This window comes from Verrucomicrobium spinosum DSM 4136 = JCM 18804, assembly GCF_000172155.1.
Classification (GTDB): Bacteria; Verrucomicrobiota; Verrucomicrobiia; order Verrucomicrobiales; family Verrucomicrobiaceae; genus Verrucomicrobium; species Verrucomicrobium spinosum.
Map to the genome: position 1 here is coordinate 6,180,002 of NZ_ABIZ01000001.1, position 19,049 is coordinate 6,199,050.

The following is a 19,049-nucleotide window of genomic DNA, read 5'->3' on the forward strand; positions in this document are numbered from 1 at the left end:
ATCGATGGGTTGTTGGTTGGTAACATGGGGCCACGCGTGAGGACACGGAACCCCCATGAAAACTAGTCATGCATGCGCCGCCGACGGCGGAGCAGAAGGAAGGCTGACGCCGCCAGCAGCAGAAGAGACCGCCCCGGCTCTGGCACCACCATCAGCACGCCGTGGCTCTCCAGCAGGGTGGTGTCATAGAAAAGACCACCGGACAGGGTTGGCAGGGAGAGATCCCCCAGCGCGCCTCCCAGTCGGAGATCGCCACCAAAGTCGAAATCATTCTGATAGAGGTCGGCCCAGTCGATGAGATTAAACACATCGCCGAATTGCGGATTGAACCCGGAGTCCGCGTTGTCCACAACAATGTAGCCACCAGCGTCAATGGAGAACTCCCCGTTGACTACAAGGCGGTCATGGTTTCCTGCCGTCAGGCCATCATAGAAGGCACCCCGATCTGCACTGGTCAGCCAGGTGTTGAAATCGCCCGCACCGAGGTGCTCGCTAAATGCCGCAGCATCGTTGTAGTCCGCCGCCCCGGCCCCCAACTGAAGCACCAAGCGGACTGCACCACCCGAGTCCCCTGAAAGCGTCAAATTTCCGTCCACGGTGAGGGTTCCGATCAGGTTCCCGGCCTTGGCGGGATCAGCGGGATCACTGGACATGCCCGGCCGGAGCATGCCCGCTCCGCCATCGGTGCCAATTTGCAGCGTATTTCCTGCATCGGGGCGCAGGGTGCCGTTTCCGCTGATGACATGGTCGTAAACGTAGATGCCACCCGTCACTTGCGAGGTGTCAAACGTCGCCCCTTGGTGCACTTCGATCCACTGTGAATTCCCCACTGTGCCCTCTTCCAGCATTGCCAGAGTGCCCTCTTCAACGGTGGTCTTACCGGAGTACGTATTCAGGCTGCTGGCGAGCGTCACCGTTCCCTCACCAGTTTTACGGATGCTCAGGATGTCATCAATGACCGCCTCGGTGATGGCACCCCGAAATACGACTCCCACGCCCCCATCCAAATTCTCTTCGTCAGAGGCTGAAGTCAGCGAGAGCTCACGCGAAGTCGCCACGCCATCTGCATCCTGGAAAGTGATGTCCCCAAAGAAGGTGCTGCCACCGACCGTGTGATCGCCGCCAATCGAAATTCTCCCGGTGCCATTGGTACCGTTGATGTCCACCGCATTGTAGATGGCAATGCCGTCCACAGAGGTTAGCAGAGCGATTTCGGGATTCTGCAACTCTTTTTCCCAGTACACAGGGTCCGTATCCACTCCATTGACCTGGGCCACATCTTTGGCCGCCATGAAGTATGCCCCGCCCGCCTGGGTGACTCCCGCCGCGACGGTGATGCTCGTGCCGTAGTTCATCTCGCCGCTTTCATCGAAGTCGGCGGCCCGCACCAGACTCATCAGACCCGTTGCAGGATCCACGCTAGTTACCACATACACACCGTTCCTCTCTGGATTGCGCCCCTCGTCCTTCACAAGAATGCGTTTCCCAATGTCAGCGCCGGTGACAGCAACCCCGTCCACCTCAGCCTTCACGTTGATGAAGGCACCATTGCCAGCCCCGCCGGCACCATTGCTTGTTGCGTCGAACTCGCCGCCCTTGTCCGTGGTCAGCAATGAACCGGTCGTGGCCAAGTAAGCACCTGACGCCAGCGGCGTCACCTTGTCTCCCATCTCCACCACAGTGGTTCCCAGGGAATCGGAGTTGTACAAGGCCAGGGTGCCGTGGCGGACTATCGTGCCACCATCAATGGCTACGCCCGCGGCCTGGTAGTTCCCATAACTGTTGTAGTTTCTCAGCTCCACGCGACCTGCACCCACTTTTGTGATCGAAGTGGCCCACTCGTCAGAGCCATTGTTCCCAACCGACCCGCCGAAACTAAAGGTAGAAGCCCCTTCTGCCACTGCAAAGAAATTGCCGTAACCGTACACATAACTCGTCTCCGCAAAGCCATAGCTGCCGGAGGTCGCACGGGTACCAATGAGGGTTATCCCCTCATCATTGCCGTCAAAGTTGTTCATCATCACGCCCTGGGTCACGGCATCCGCCGTGCCGTCCAGAAGCAGTTCCACGCGCGCATCAATGGGATTCACCGTCAGTAGTTGCACTCCGCCCAACTGGATGGTGTCCGACACGCCCAGAGATTCATTGGACCCAAACACCAACGTGCCACTGATGACCGCCAGATTGGAAGCGTAGAAGGTATTGGCTCCTGAGATCCGCTGGGTACCCGTCCCAACTTTGTAGAGATTTCCGATGCCCGTAATCTCGCCCGAGTAGTCGGCATCGTGCGTATCATCTCCGCCCACCTGCATGGTGCCGCCCCCGTCAATATCCACCAAAGCACCCGGTCCGCCCACCAGCGAGCCGATGGTGCTGTCAAAGCCGATTTCAGCCTGGTCAAAGTAGAAGCTCAGCTCCGCTCCGCTCTGAACGTGGAATCGTGAGTAGGGTGAAAAAGAATTGTTGGACCCAGACGTCAGAATCCCCTCAGCGACCGTGGTGGTGCCAGTGTAGTCACTGAATCCGTCGATGTCGGCACCGCCGCCAGTGCTGAAACCAAAGACGGTGATCCCCGTCCCCTGCTTCACAACGTTAAGTCGCGCACTCCCCCCACCAAATCGCGTGGCCGCAACCCCGTCACTGAGGCCCACCCCCACGTCTTGGAAGTCAACCCCTGTTTTGTTCGTCTCAAACGTCACCGCCATCTCAGTCTCAGACGCATTTTGAACCTTTGAGGACCACGGATTGGTGCCGGAATAGAGGATGTCCTGGGTAAAGGTACGGTCCATGCCTGCGAGTTGCAGGAAGCTGTTGTTCCGCAACGTGATGGTCTGCTGCCCGATCGCATTCTCATGGCCAAGCCGGACAACTGCTGTGTCGTCGAAGTCCACCACCGGGCCGTTGTCATTGCCAATCAACAAACTGCCTGTCCACTGGGAGTTGTCCCCGCGCAGCCAGATCGTAAAGAAGATGTCATGGTCGTCGTTGGCGTTGTTTCCTTCATTGGGCTCAACCAGGAGGCTGTTGTTTCCAGAAAGACTTCCAGTGATGTCGAAGACCGCGTGCTGGTTGTGCCCCACGAGTGCGGGATCGAGGTTCGTCGTGTCCTCGTAATAGAAGCGCACGACATTGTTCGAGTCGGAACCCAGGTGGATGGAGTTCATAAACGATATCGTCGAGCTTTGGGGCAGATAGCCGGCCCCGATCGTGACCATCTGGCGCAGGTCATCCCGGACGATGATGTCCCGGTTGAACGTCAGATCAATGTCCGCCCCGTCAATACTGGTGGTACTGTTGCCGACGAACCGGTTTTCGATGCGCAACTGAATCGCCGAGGTTTCCATGCCTGCAACATCCCCAAAATACACCTTGCCTCCCGGATGGAACAACGCCCCACCGTTCATCTGGAGACCCAGGTAGCCGTCCTGCACATCGAGATCGCCGGACCACTCGTGCAGCCCCGTATAGAAGCGCAGGTTGCCGTCCCCTTTTTTGATGATGTTGCCCGTCCCATAAATGCCACCCTGGTTGGGGTTGATGAGGAATTCGGAATTCCCGGTGCCACCGGCGTCTGCATACAGGTTGCCTCGCGCGATGAAGGTCAGGTCCCCGACAACGTTCAACACCCCGTCAAAAGTGGGCTGACGTTGAGTGGTGCCGTCAAAGGTGATCTGGTCCCCTTCCTTTTCACCAATCTGGAACCACTCAAGGAAGCGGACCTGACCGTCACGGGCTCCATCTCCCCGGCGCGAAGAGAACTCCATCGTCACATTGTTACGAATGACCGTGGCATCCGCCCAGGACTCGTTGGCACCAAAGACTGTCGCGTCGTAGTTGCCATCATTGGGCTGCCCCTGGATGTCCACACGCAGGGCATTGACCCCGTCACCCAATACAGTCAGCCCTGTATAGTTGTTGCGGATGCCCAGAAAGTCATCCGAGGTGATGGCACTCATGGACCGGTCGCCAAACTGCACCGTTCCTGCGCCCACAATGACGAGCCCGCCGTTGTTGGGATTGTTTGCGCCGTAGCTGGAGATGACGTTGTTCGTCTCAGAGGAGAACTGGTTGATGGCAGATCCGCGGAAAATGAGACGGCCTCCCGCGTCGCTGACATCGATAATCCCGTTCCCACCCCCCAGCGTGATGTGCTGGGTGATGGCCGTGCTTGTCCCGGAGCCGGTGTACCGCAGGGTCCCGCCATTGAGGTAGAACTCCGAGGTCGCGCCAAACCGGGCCACGCTGTCGAATGCCACGATGGAGTTACCGTTGATGTGCGTCGCGCCCGTGTAGTTGTTCGTCCCTCCCAGGGTCAGCGTGCCCGCCCCAGAGAAAATCACATTCTGCGCCCCGGTGATGCCGGCATTAAAATTCACCATGCCGGTGGCAAAATTGTGGATGACAAGATCCGTGGCTGCCGCCGCCGTTGTCAGCGAGACATTGCTGTCGAACGCTGCCCCAGTGCCGTAGTCGCTTGTGAAGAGGATGCCCCCGTCGGACAGGGACAGAGTGTGCACCCCGCCGTCCGTCGTGATGCTCCCGGTGTTCGTGTTGAACCGCAACGAGGCAGCTTCCGTCGCACCACTGAGCTCATGATCGGTCGTCACGTCAGTGTTCAGCCCCGCTCCGAACTGGTCCACTTCTCCGGGGGCGTGGGTGTACGCGATGACCTGGCCGCTGGCATCTGTCGCCGCCCAGGCACTGGCATAGGGGGTTGCTGAAGCATTCGCCCCGAAGGTGGCATAGGAGCCAAGCCGGGTGATGGATGCCATCCCACCGTTCGTGAACTGGATTACGCCTCCCCCGATGGACTGGAAGTGCAGCGTGCCGTTGTTGCTCCGGTCGATGGACGCCCCGCCAATCAGCAGAGTGCCAAAGTTTCCAGCACCATTCCCGGCGGCCACCAGGCCGCTCCCACCCTGGCGGACCGCCAGTCCGCCAAAGTTCTCCGTGAAGGAGGCGCCGCTCGCATCCATCACCAGCGTGCCGCCCGCGAGCAGCAGACCGGCTCCCGCCCCCACTCGGCGGTTGTTGTGCTCACCGTAGTTGGTCAAATTCAGAATGCCGCCCATGACGTGGACAGACTCCACTGACCCGGCACCAGCGCTTGATCCGGCGAGATTGACCACACCGCCTCCGATCTTCGTGATCGAGGAGTTAACATTGCTCCCGCCATCCACAAATGAGACATTAAAGGTGGCCGTCCCGCCGTTGACTGCGAGCAGACGCAGATCACGGTCATACGCACTGGTCTGCCGCGTGGACTGGGTCAGGGTCACGGTGCCCTCGCCGGTGCCGAACACGACCTCACCTTCGAGATTGAGCCCGCCCATAGTGCTGTTCCCAGTGGTGTTCCCCCTGCCGTAGTTGTCATTGCCCGTCAGGTTGAGCGGATCATAGGTTTCGACACCCACCTCCCACGACTTCAGATTGAAGTTGCTGCCCGCATTGACCAGGAAGAAGCCGAGATTGTCTCCGGCAGTCTCCCCATCGCCCGACATCACAGAACGCCCGCCCATCTGCAGCCCCACCATGGGGTTAAGCGGATTCGAGTTGGCCGAGGCAGCCGCTGCGGCCGTGTAGAAATCTCCGGTGCCCTGGTAGAACAACCCGCCCTGCAACAAACGGATGCGGCCCGCCGTGTCATAAGACTGCCAAAGCTGCACCGAGGCCTCGTTGGTGGTGGCAACCACTTCCATGCGCAGAAGCTGACTTTGGTTCAACTCCGTTATGGGTCCGCCAATGGAGCCGCTCACCGTGTCACTGATCCGTCCACGAAGGTCAAACAGACCCGCCGCTCCGGTGTAAGTGCTGAACATCCGGGAGTCCGTCAACCCTGGCCCTGTGGCAATCGCGGTCGGACCGCCATAGATGTTCCCCTGAATCGTGCCCGTGCCCGTCGTGTTGTTGAAGATGCGCGGGGTGAAATTACGACCGTATCCGGCAGCACCGGCAGAATCCACGTTGTCGAGAATCACATCTCCGGCCCAAAATGAATTGTTCTCGATCTGGAGGGCCGTGTTGTTTCCACTGATCTTGCCAATGTAAAGGTCTGTGTCCGCCACGCGCGCCCCGAACCCAATGACAAGGGTGCCGCTCCCAGAGATCACCACACGGTCGCTAAATCCCAGAGCGTTGTCATGCCTCGCGTACAGCGCCCCCTGGTTGACGGAAGTCGTGCCGGTATAGTAGTTGCGTGCCGCAAGAATCAGCGATGCCTGCCCGGTCTTGGTGAGGCCGTTGGCATTGCGGATGCTGGAGTTCATGAAGAGGTAGTTGTTGTCCCCGTCAGAGCCGCGGTACGCATTGAGCGAATCCGAGCTGTTGTAATGGGCCCACAGACCTCCGACGGAAAAATGCGCCTCCTGTCCGTTGAAGTTCACAGAGCCGCCGTTGATCGCACTGCGGATGTCCAGATTCCGGTCGGCCCAAGCGGCACCGTTGAAGTTCTGCACCCCGGTGTTGGACAACTGGATGACGCCGGAGTTGATCTTCAACTCCCCGTCTGCATCCATGTAGATGGCCGTGAAGTTTCCTCGTCCCGATGCAGAGCCGTCCGCGAAGGTTTCGGAGGCGAACGTCAGGGAATTCACCTCCACCGGCGTCGCACCGATGGTCAGGAAGGAATTGCGGCGGTCCGTAAGCTGTCCCACCCCGATGGAAGAGTCCGTGGTGACCCCGACAATTTTCAAGTTCTGGTCGGCGGTCAGTCCTTGGGCATCGAGCGCGATGGTTGAGGTCTGGGCCGTATCAGGATTGGACACTTCACGATATTCAGAATCGTAGAGCGGGCGGAGGAATTTCTCGCCTTGCTCATTGGTATCCACTGTCACCAGCCTGTTGCTGGTGTACTCCTCATTGTAGCGCTGGGCCGCCCCATCCACGCCGATCCATGCGGGCCGGGTGCCGCCAAAGAAGCCAACCGCAATGGCGCGGTTGCCATTGCTTCCATCTCCAGACCCATACAGCAGGGGTGCAATGTCCACTTGGACCACCGCCTGATTGGCACCAGTTGCCGGGTTAAAAGACCCGTCGGCAAAACTGGTCCCTGCATCAAAATTCCTCAGATGCACTGACGCTCCAGCCTGACGAACGATCTCGGTAAAGTGCCAGCCCGCCGTATCGCCCTGCAGCCGGGGCGCCCCGCCAAACAGGTCCGCGCCAAGGTCAAACTCAATGCCCACCTGACCGCCAGCCACGGTCAAGGTCCCGACCTTCTCCTTGCCAGAGAAGATGCCGGCACCTGCCTCCATACGCAGTTTCACATAACCGTCAGTCGTGATGGCCATGTTGTCACCCAGGCGATCACGGAATTCGTCCACACTCGTGCTTCCAGCTCCGTAGCCAAAGTAAGTGTTTCTCTCCAGGGTCATGCCCTGGGCACCTTGCAAGCTCGCCGCGCCGTAGAGGCGGGTGTTGCCGCCGGACGAGACGTAGTTCCCAGTCCACTCCGGCATGTTGCCGTAGAAGCGAAACTCCCCGGTGCCAATCTTGATGATGTCACCAGAGCCAAACGTGTCCCCGCCACCATTGTTGAGGTTGATGTGCGAACCGTTCTTGAGATTGAACACAGCATCACTTTCCAGGCTGATCTGTCCCGCCAGGTTGTAGGTGCGCACCGTTCCCGCCGTGCGGAAGGTACCATTGCCCTGGTAACCGTCGCCCCGCACCGTGAACCATTCGTAAATGGTGGAGTCAGACGTCATATTGAGCATGAGCGTCCCTTCGGCACCAATGACGGTGCTGTCCACCCAGGACCGGTGGGTGCCCAGGATTCCACTTCCCGTGCTGCCTGCGGAAGCCAGCCAGAGCGTGCCATCATTGATCCAGGTGATGCCACCGTAGCTGTTGTACACGTTGGCGCGCACCGTGCCGTCTGGTGCTCCGGTGAGCACAACGGTGCCGCCACCGTTGATCACCAGGTCGCCTATGTCTGGATTTCTGTCGCTGGCAGGCTGGTCACTCAATCCCAGGTGATTGGCCGTATAACCGTTCGTCCCGTTGATGTGGCTGAACTCACTGGTGATGTAACCATTGATCGTAAGGGTGGACCCCGCCGCCACTTCCAACGTGCCCCCGTTCGCCCCCAGGAAGATCGTCCTGGCCCCGTTCAGGTTGATGTCATTGGTCACCTTCAACGTGCCTCCATCAAAGTGCAGGTTGCCTGAATCCAGGATCGCCCAGATCCCGGCCGAACCGGTGCCGTCGGCCTTCGCATTTACATACAAACCACTGGTGTAACCGCTGCCTCCGCTCGTGACCGAAACCCCGGTGACTTGGTTCGATGAATTGGCCGTGAAAGTGCCCGCAGCTCCGCTGCCACCCCCACCCCCAAAAAAGGTGAGCGAACCGTTCGCGGTGCCATTGCTCCCCCCCACGTTCACGCGGATCAACTGGGCCACACCCCCGTTGACATCCCCAAGTTGGCCATCGCTGGAGATCTCAAGCACACCTCCGTTCAGATATGTGTCTCCGGTGTAGGTGTTGTCCGCGGTCAGCACCATCGTCCCCGTGCCGCCGTGCACCAGGTTCACCTTGTTGGCACCGTCATTGGTGATGGTCGCGCCAATGGTCAGCTTGCCACCTGTTCCCCAGTTGTGAATCATCAGGTCGCGGCTTGTGCCGGCCTCCGCCAGATCCGCATCAAACGCGCTCGTCAGGGTGCCCCCGGAAATCGAGTTGAAGCCAGTGTTCCCGCTGGTGACCAGAATCGCCCCGCCTGCCAGGGTCATGCTTTGCCCGTCCAGCGAGAGGTTCACTGGAGCAGCCAGCCGGAGCGTGTTCGCATTGGCCGCGCCCGTGAAGGCCACATCACCAGCGACGTCCATGTTGGCGGAGGGGGTGTAGTCACCCTCCACTGTGCCGCTCGTGTATCCACTGTAGGCCTCAATCGCACCACCAGTGCCATTGCTGGCAAAGTCAGTGATCCCCGTCGCAGAGTTGCCATAGACAGCCCAGGACATGATCCCGCTTCCGGTCACTCCGGTGGCCTGCAGGGTAATGTTGGACGAGCCAGCGCCTTCTTCCACAAAGGCCATGGTGCCGCCCGCCCGCTTGGTGAGCGTGGCCGCTGCCGCCCCCAGGTTCAGGTTCGTGGTCGAGCCTGCCCCGCTGTTCACACGTACCATGGAGCCCCCGTTCAGCACCCAGACATTGCCCGTCATGTTTTGCGTCCGGGCCACGGCTGCCGTGTCACCATTGAGGGTCAGATCCCCCCCGCCAAACAACGCCTGCGCCGTTGACACCGCGAACCGATTGTCCCCCAGCAGACCGCCGTCTGAAACCTGGCCCTGCCAGACCGCCTCCCCCCCTGTGAAGTTCCACCGCTCCACGGTGGATGCCCCGGCTCCATTGGCATTGAAGGTCACCGTCCCGGGTCCGGACACAGTGGCAATGGCATTCACACTGCTGCCATTGTCCAACAGTCGGGCGTTGATGACGAGCTCCCCCCCGCGCACCTGCGTGAACCGCAGATCCCGGTCGCCACCCTGGTTCTCAAAGACAATCTGGTAGTTGGCCCCGTCGGCGGAGCCAATATAGACTTTTCCAGACTCCTGTTCGCCACCGATGCTCAGAGTGCCGTCCCGATTGTTATTGTACACATACAGGATGTTTGCCCAGTTGAACACCTGCCCAGCCTTCGTGAGCATCAGGTGGGAGTGGTAGGTCCCGGTATTGGTGGAGCTGTCCACACCCAGGGCGGCGCGGGTCCAGTAGTCATTGCCCTGGATCAGGGCGTTGGCGCCTTCCGTGAGAAAGCCGCCCTGGGCCGGATCATACATGATGCGGAAATAACCACGATTGAGATCAAGCCGCCCCGTCGCATCCCACTGCTGGTACACATTCACATTCCCCTCATCATGTCCCGTCATCTGGAAGCGGAGGGAGTGATTGGCGTCGAGCCGTGTTTCAGAATCCCCCGTGCGGTAGATCGAAGTCACTGCGGCATTGGCGGGGTCCGTCCCCAGATTGCCCGTCTTCACATCCCGGAACTGCCCACGAAGGTTCAGCGTGTAGGATTCACCAATGTTGGTTGTGACCAGCGGAGGATCCACAAACGCGTCACTGTCCGAGAACCGGTCATTGTTGTCGGTATAAACGTTCCCGTACAGGGTCAACGTACCGTTGTTCCGTGCGGTGATGGTGTAGCTCTGCCCCTCCGAGGAGCCAGCGGCATCCGCCACGTCAAGGATCACATCGCCGCCCCAGCTGCTATGGGTGGACCCCTCGTTTCGCAGAACGGTGGCCGAGCCCTGGAATGTATTGGTCACCCGCAAGTCAATCCCGGAGATGTTCGTGCCGTATTCCAGCAGGAAGGCTGCACCGCCGCCGACCAGGACTTCCCTGCCCGCAGCGCCCAAACCCAACGCTCCACCGTGACGCACGACCAGGCTGGACTGTTCGCTAACAGAGATGTTCCCCGTGAAGTCGTTCCACGTGTCCAGGTACAGGTTGTCCCGCCCGGTCTTGACCAGGTCCGTCACATTCGTGATGTTTGACCGGATGAATGAGCTGTTGCCCGTCATCAGCTCATACCAGTTGGGTGTATCCCGGTCCAGATCGTGCCAGAGAGTATTGGAGTTGATGATCGCGGCACCTCCGTTCATGTCAAGGGTACCGCCCCGGATCACGGCTTCCAGATTGGCGCTGTTGGCCTCTGCGAAGCTGATGATGTTGATGATGCCGGAGTCGATCTTGAGCGTTGCGGCACCGTCAATGATCACGGTGTCTTTGGCAGACGTGGCAAGGGCCTGGCCCGAGGCCGCCGCATCAAAGCTGATAGACAGCGAGTTGATCACTGTATCCGCCGTCACATTGCGATCCGCGTAGTTGTTCCGGTCAGAGTAGTTCCCGCCTGTGGGGGAAATGTAGCGGTTGACCATCCAGTTGCTCCCCGCGTCCGGCGTGGTGCTGAATTCAGCCGCCGTCAGAGGGCGCAGGTAGCCGTTGTCCAGCGTCATCAGACCTGTGCCGCCCCCGCTCATCATGTAGGATCCTTGAACCGAAGCCAGCGGCCGCGTGTGGCTGGAGATGGTCGGGGTTTGCAGCGTGGGGATCACCGTCCCAAAGACGCCCACCACCACATTCGTGGTGGAAGTCCCCGCCGCGCCAGAACCCACCGTCACCAGCCCCGTCGTGTCCTCCACCTTGATACGGACATCGTCTCCCGCCCCACCGCCGAAGGTGTCGGCCGGATCCGTCGCGTAGATCTTGAGCACCCCACCATTGTTCCGCGTGAAGGTCTGGAACGACCCGTCGAACTTGCCTCCCGCTGTGGTGTCCACGTAAAGGTAGTTTGTACCGATGTCAGCGACCACATGCCCGAGGTTTTCACGGTTGGTCTCCGTGGCATGGGTGTTCAGCAGGAGATAGCCGTTGCGCAGGTTCATGAAACCCCCGTCATTGAGCCGGTCGTCGTTGTTCGCGTCCCCGTTCAACAGGGCGAGGGAACCCCACCGCGTCAGCGTGATGGAGCCCGCATTTCGCATGCTTCCATTTGCCCCGGCGAGGGACATGTTGGTGTACTGCGATGCAGCCTGCCCCCCATTCGCCCGGTCAAAGCTGTTCGTGATCCAGCGGCCCGTGCTCTGTTTGATCAGAATGTCGCCGTCAAACGCCACCGAATCCCCGGTCAGCCGGAGCTCCCGGCTCCCCCTCACGGTGAAGCCTGTGCCGTTGTTGCCGCTGCTGGTGTTGTCAAAGACACCCTGGATTTCCGTGATGCCCGGGTGATCAAACACACCCAGCGTGCTGTTGTAGCCCGAGGCTCCGCCTTGCATGTCAAAGAGGTTTCCGTTCCCCGCGGCATCCCGCCCGATGCCCCCCCCTGTGAGGTTGATCACCACTCCAGTGCCAAAAATCTGATCAAACGTCCGCCCGGTTTCGCCATGGCCCTCACGCTGCCAGGTGCCGTTGTTCAGATTCACAGTGAAGTTGTCGAAGAAGTCCGTCACTTTGGTGTTGGCCGCATGATTCCCCCAATAGGTACCAAACGACAGACGAGAATCGATGACGGCATTCCCCGTAGTTCCAGTGTGGATTGACGGAGGATTGAGCGGATCATACGTGCGCGTGCCGTTGGCAGGATCCAGCCCGTCATAAGGTTTGCGATTGTAGACCACATTTATGGTCAACCCGTCCAGGTTGTTGCCATACGTCGTGCCGTCAATCAGCCCCCCGCCACCGAGTGCTCCATTGTTTTCAAACTTTACCTCGCCTTCGTAGATGTTGAGCGTGGCTCCCGTCCGATTTCGGATGTCCACATTGTGAAACCGCCACTCGTTCGCCCCAATCTTGGAAAGGCTGTTCCCCGCCCCGCCCATGTCCAGAATAGCCGCAACCTCGTTGCTCCCACTGGTGTGCCGAGTCATCGTTCCCGTGGACGACCCGCCAATAGACGCGTCGCCATAAACAATAATGTGTCCCACATTGGAAGTGCCCGTGGTGTTGCGCAGTGCCCCCAGCCCACGGTCCCCCATGCCGCTGATGTGAAAGATTTCAGTGAGCGCGTCTGATGGGCGAAAATCTCTGCCGCGCAGATCAATAGACCCCGTCGCTCCGGGTATGGGCGTCAGCGTCTCCGGGTCCACATTGACAAAAGTCTGCGTCGAAAGGTCGCTCGCATTGAAGACGCCCATGGCCTGGTTGTGCTCCAGCAGCAACGTTCCCCCCCGTACAAGGGTGTATCCGGAATAGCTGTTTGACGCATTGTTGATCCGGAGATAGCCGGGACCGTCCTTGATCAGGTTGGTCACACCAGCCGCCGCGTTGATCGCAGTCGTGGGATCCTGGTCGTCATAAGCGGGTGCTGCCGCAATGTTGAGGTCCGTCAGCACACTGTCGTAGTTCTGGTTGGTCAGGTTGTACGCCACAAGATTGAACTCGGCACCCGTATCACTCATGTCCACGATGATGCGTCCAGTGGTGATGCCCGTTTCAGTGTCCAGATCAGCCAGCGTGATGGTTTTCGATCCCGTTCCGGGCATGGCCAGGCGCAGGTCCAGATAGCCATTGGTTTCAAGATCGATCAAAGACGGCAACGCCTCAGCAGAGAGCGGCCTCGCATAGACCCGCACGTGGGCGTCACTATTGCCTCCCACGATCAATTTCCCCGTATAGGCGGAGTTGTCCCCGCTCAGTTTGTAGAGGGCATAGAAGGAGTTGTCCGGGTCCGTGACGTTCCCGTTTTGCTCCACATAGAGCTGGAGGTTCCGGTCGCCGTACAAATCGCCATTGAGCTCGATGTGGGCCCGCTCACCCATCGTCAGGGTTTCGGAATCACTCTGGTTCGGGGCAATCAGGAGGTCATCATTGAGGTAAATATCCCCGTTGATCTTGTAAGTCTGGCCATTGTAGGTATGCCCGTAGATGCGGAGCCGCTTGTTCTGGTTGGACGTGCTCCCAGCCCCCTCCAGACGGACAATGATGTCGTTGTTGATATAATAGTCCTGGCTGAAGGCATCCACCGCCGCAGCGTTGGACGAGGAACCAACGCTGCTCGACGTCCCCAAAAAGGACCCGTTCGAGCCGCCGTTGTTCACGCTGAATCCGATGTTGACCTCGCCGTTGTTCACCGAGGTCACCACACCGTCATTGCCGAGCAGGATCGCCTGGCCCTTGCTGCCAGGGGTGCCGTCCAGCGTGCCATACCCATCAGCCAGAGAGCGGTTCCAAATGGAGCCTTCCAGCACCACAATCTGGCCGGTGAAGTCCACGCTGTTTTCCATGAGCTGCACTGATCCTCTGCCCGTCTTGATCAGGCTGCCCGCCCCTTCCATCGTCCCGCCAAACCGGTTCATGTAAAGGGTGTCCCCGGATGCCACCTCAATGGTGGAGTCCTGATTAAATGTGACCATGCCACCCAGACTGTACTGCCAGTTCCCCCCGCTCAGGTCCACCCGCAGGGTGCCACCATCCATGACGAGCCATTCACGGCTGATTTGATCGTTGGCCGGGGCATTTAAAAGGAGCACCCCTCCACTCCGGATGGTCGTCCCGTCCAGATAATTGCGGTTCGTGCCCAAAACATCATCGGCGTTGCTCAGCACCGCAACGATCCCCTCTTGAACATCAAGGTGGCCCGCGAACGTGTTGTTGGCGTTGCCGTTGAACAGTTCCAGCGTCCCGCCGCCAGTCTTGGTGATGTCACCCCACATGTGACTCGCCGAGTAGCCAGCCACCACATTGGTTTCAGACGCCAGCACCCCGTCAATCCGGAGTGCCTTGCCGGCATCTACTTCGAAGGTGGCACCACCGCCACCGATCAGGATTCCCCTGTTGGCAGACAGCGTCACATTTTCCATACTCCGCAGCGTGCCCCCGTGAAACCAAAGGTTGTCAGCGCTCACGGCGGCTGGCGCAGCACCCAACTGGTTCTCCTGGCTGATGACTACAGTTGAGCGGTTAAGCACCGTCCCGCCAGTATAGGTGTTGCCAAGGCTGTTGCCCGAGAGGTCAATGATCCCGGAACCCGCGGTAACCAGCGTCACTGCCCGCCCATTCACTGCATCATCAACGATCTGTGCGCCCACCTTGAAGACACCGCCACCATACTGGTGGATCACCAGGTCATTCCCCCCCGCGTCATTTTCCCATGCACTCGTGAGGGTGCCGTTGGAGAGATCCACATCACCACTCTGCGAGGACGTGACTAGAATGCCCCCCTGCTCCATCGTCAAAAGGTGCCCACCCAGATCAAGAGCCCGCTGCAGACCGTCATTGAAGCGAAGCGTGCTGGTGCTGGCATCACCCCCCAAAAGCAGATCGGTGGTCACATCGGTGTGATTGCCCGTGGCAAGCACGTTAGCCACATAATCGGTAAAGGCTTCCACAAGAGTCCCATTCAGCGCCGCCCAGCTCGTCGCCTCGCCGGAGCCTTCGCCGTACGTGGCCCAGGCACCCAGGAATCCGGATGACACATTGTTCCCACTCAGGCTGATGGAGGCTGAGCCAGCCCCCGCCAGGACAAAGTTGAGCACACCGCCACGATGGCGCTGCACCCGTGATACGGACATGGTGCCATTACCGACAGAGCCGAGGTTCAACGTGGCCGACTGTCCAGCCTGGGACGTTATCACAATCTCCGAAGCCCCTGCCAGCAACCGCAACCCTGCAATGTCCTGCACCGTCGCCGCAGCCCCATTGCCCACCATTTCCAGAACACCCCCGCCCATTTGCAATGGCGTGCCACGCACAGCCAGCAGCTGGGCCCCAGTGCCAGTTGCCGTGCTGGCACTGCCTTGGGCAACGGCAATGGATGTTGGATCCCCCGTGAAACCCTGGCCCTGATTTTCGATGATGATGCCCGTGATGGCTCCGGTACCGTCCACACTGCTGACACGCGCACGGAAACTCGCCCCACCGCCGCCTGCAACGGTAATGACGTTACCCACCGCATAACCTGACCCACCATTCAGCACCTCCATGCTCGTCAGTGCATTCGTGTTTGTCACCCGGTTGTTGTTGTTGGCGGAGTAGTCCAACACCAGCCGTCCATCCATCACATTCAGCCCTTCCACCGTGGAAGCACCTGCGGTGCTGCCCAAAAGGCGCGCACTGCCACGTCCGATTTTGCTGATGGTGGAGTTCACCATGCTGCCACCGTCGTTCACCCGTGCCGCAATATCCACATTGCCCCCTGCGTTGGCATAGATGCGAAGGTCCCGGTTATAAGTCTGGATCACCGACGCACCCGAACCGCCAGCCGGGTCACCGGGAGTAGAACGGTTGTTCAGGGTGATCGATCCTGTCCCCCTTCCAAAAGTCACCGTGCCCGTTTCGTTCTCGCCCCCCAGCATGGAGTTGCCCGTCTGATTGGTGCTATCCCCACCCACACCCCAGCTGTCGAGGTTGAAGACCTGCCCGGCCGTGGTCAGCATCAGCGCCAGGTTGCTGCCACCCGTGGATCCGCTTCCGCCCATCTGCAGACCCGCAAACCCGCTGGACGAGCTGGGGGTGATTCCCGCTGTCCAAAAGTCACCCGTGATCCCGGACATCAGCCGCATGTAGCCCCTCTCCAGGTAGATCCTGCCCTGGGCCTCCCATTGCTGGTAAATGTTCACATTCAGATCCTCCGCTCCCCCAATCTGAAACCGGGTCACGGTATTTTCGTTCGAGCTGCCAACGGCACCGGCCACCGCTCCCGCCGCCGTGTCTTTGAAGACACCCTTCAAATTCAGAATACCGTTGCCCGAATTGTAAGTGGAGATGAGTTGCGGATCCGTGATGTTTGTGTCGGAGGATATCCCGCTGGGATCTCCATAAATGTCACCATACATGGTAAGCGTCGTGTCTGATGACGCGGCAATTCGCGCGGAGTGAAGGGACGCCAGACCGGCAGAATCCACGTTGTTCACCACGAAGTCCCCATCCCACGTGTTGTGCCCGGAGTAGCTTTGCAATGCGGAAACGGAAGAGCTGAGCAACCCCACGGTGATCTGCTTCTGCCCGCTGACATGAATGCCACCAGAAAGTCCAAAGTTCCCAAGTCCATCCACCAGCACCCCCGTGCTGTTCTGGATGGCGAGAGGATCTCGCAGCACCAGAGTGCCCTGGTGCACGATGGTTGCGCCAGTGTACGTATTGGCAGCCTGGAGATAGATGGTGCCAGCCCCAGTTTTGATGAGATCACCACTACCTGCCAACACAGAGTCAATGAATCCCTCTGTATAGCTGCTCGACAACGTGTTGTTGGACGAGCGAAGCCAGACAGCACTGTGATGCAGGTAGAAGTCTGAGGTGCCAGCGTCTATCGTGCCACCACGTATAAACTGCTGGATGTTCAAGTTGCCGCTGTTGCTGTTGTAGTCTCCGGTTGCCCCGAAGACGATCATCCCCGACGTAAGGTTCACCGTGGTGTTGGGCGCAAGTTCGAAGAGGACCCGGTTGCCGTCTTGATCGTTGGCCGTCAGATCCGCAGGATTGCTCACCCCAGTCGTGTAGTCTTGCGCGAAAACCAGAGAGTTGAATGTGAGATCTTCCGTGACCCGATAAACCGAATCCCAACGGGTCTGGCTGGCCGCAGTGATTGTGTCCAAACCAAAGCCACCCGTCAGCCGCACGTTGTCAGATGCCAGCACGTTGCCAGCATGCAGCGCCATGTCCTCAGTGAACGCGTGAGTGGGGGAACTGACAGTCTTGTTGTTGTAATCTGACGCCGTCATTGGGCGCAGAAACAGCTGCCCCGGCTGTGAAGTGGCATCCACCATCATCAAATCTCTCGCCACCCAGGGATATTCGTCTTCCCGCCCGGCATTGATCAACCCCATCTGATAGCGCTCCGCCCCTCCAAAGGCCCCTACCATCACGCCATGGGAAACTTGACCAGCCCCTGTTCCAGCCGTTGGCGCATTGTTGAGCCGCATGGTAACCGTGTTTGCCACCAAGGCCCCGGCCGTGGTGCCAAACGACTGGTTGGAACCATAAACTGTAAACTGGGCTGCGGCGTTCTGTTGGATTTCCACACCGTCGAGAAGGACATTCACCCCACCTGCGGACTCCGCTGTACCGAAACCTGCCGCCCCATAAGTGAACACCAGAGTTCCCATGGTCTCAGTGGAGCCAGAGGCATTGCCGTAGTACCTCAGTTGGGAGCGGTGATTCAGCCCCAACCCTCCAAGACGTATTTCGCCATCGTCAGAAAGTCGGTCAGTATTGGCGCTGCCACGGTCATCAATCCACAAAGAACCATCACGCTCCGTACTGATGATCGTGCCCGCGCCATTGAGGGTCCCATTGGCCCCGGACAACAGCACGGAAGCATTCGCATTGTCGTTGTTCGTGCCCCGGGCAATGCGCAGTTCGCCATCAAATCCGCTGCCATGCCCCTGCAGTTGCAACCGGCCGGTGTCCAGCTTCGTCACCAGGCCGCCCCCCAGCAAGGCTCCCGTGATCCTTGATATCCGGTCGTTGCCTGCATTGCCCAGCTGCAGAATGTTGGAGCTGCCGGTCACGATTTCCAGATCCCCTGAAAACACCTGGGGAGTGGCCCCTGCATTGGTTGTAAAGATGAGGTGTCCCGCATTCAATTGAATGCCCGCTGTCTGAGTCGTGTCCGTCCGTTCAAAGCGGAAAATCGGGCGCACCCGCAGCCCGCTGGAAATCGAACCGTCACCCACCACCAGCAGGTTGGCACCCAGTACATTTCCTGAACCTGAAATCCTGACCTCGCCGTCACCCACAACCCTCAGGGTGCCGATGCCGGCCACCACCTGGGTGGGCGTGCCCGTACGGTTGAAGTTCACGAGAGCTCCACTGTCATTGCTCCCGAAATCCACCGTGACATCATTTCCGTTTCCCGTCCATGTCCCCCGTAGCTCCAGGCTCCGGTTGGCAAGAATTGTCAGAGAATCCTGAAGCACCACATCCGCGTCGATCCGGTCAGAATTGTTCGGGCTGATGCCTGATCCAGTCCTGTGGTCGATGACTGCCCAGGCACCCATGTTGTCAAACGTGAGGGCATTGGCACCTCCTCGAACTCCGAGCACATAGTAGTTGGAGTTGTTCGTGTCACCCAATTGCAATTGCCCCAAGGTGACCGGCACATCCAGTGTAATCGTTCTGTTGCCACCGATGTTGGCTATCACTTTTGCCACGTCCCCCGCCGCTCCTCCGGGGACGCTGCCGCTCCAGTTGCCAGACACCCCCCAAGATCCATCTCCGGTCTGGGTCCAGGTGCCCTCTGCGGCCCTTGAGCAGTTGTCCATGTCGACCAGCACCATGCCAGCCCAGATCGCAGCAGCCTTAAGCATCACGAAGAAGCCGGGCTTCGAGAATGGAGTTACATTGTATGAACGTCGGCAATTCATGGTGACTCTAATGGATGGGAAGAAGCGTCGGAGGCTGACCCGATTTATTCGAGTCGGGATTATCCTATGCTGTGTGCCAGACTCCGATCCATTAGCTGATGGTTTGTATTTACATCAACCATACTACAGCGAGCGGTTGCACAATCGCGCTAAGCTTGCTAAAGCTTTTGCTTACAACGGGTTGCTTGCAGGTTCACACGACGCGCGCAAGGTGATTGAGTGCGTCGCACGCGCACTTCACAT

At 59.2% G+C, this 19,049-nt stretch carries 1 protein-coding gene; it reads right to left on the minus strand.

Annotation, left to right across the window (positions count from 1 at the left end; genetic code table 11):
• Nucleotides 1-62 precede the first annotated feature (62 nt).
• Nucleotides 63-18,806 carry a beta strand repeat-containing protein gene (locus tag VSP_RS25210; protein ID WP_081452710.1) on the minus strand — a complete coding sequence of 6,248 codons (18,744 nt, stop codon included), beginning with the start codon at nt 18,804-18,806 and terminating at the stop codon, nt 63-65.
• Between the last annotated feature and the right edge of the window lie 243 nt (nt 18,807-19,049).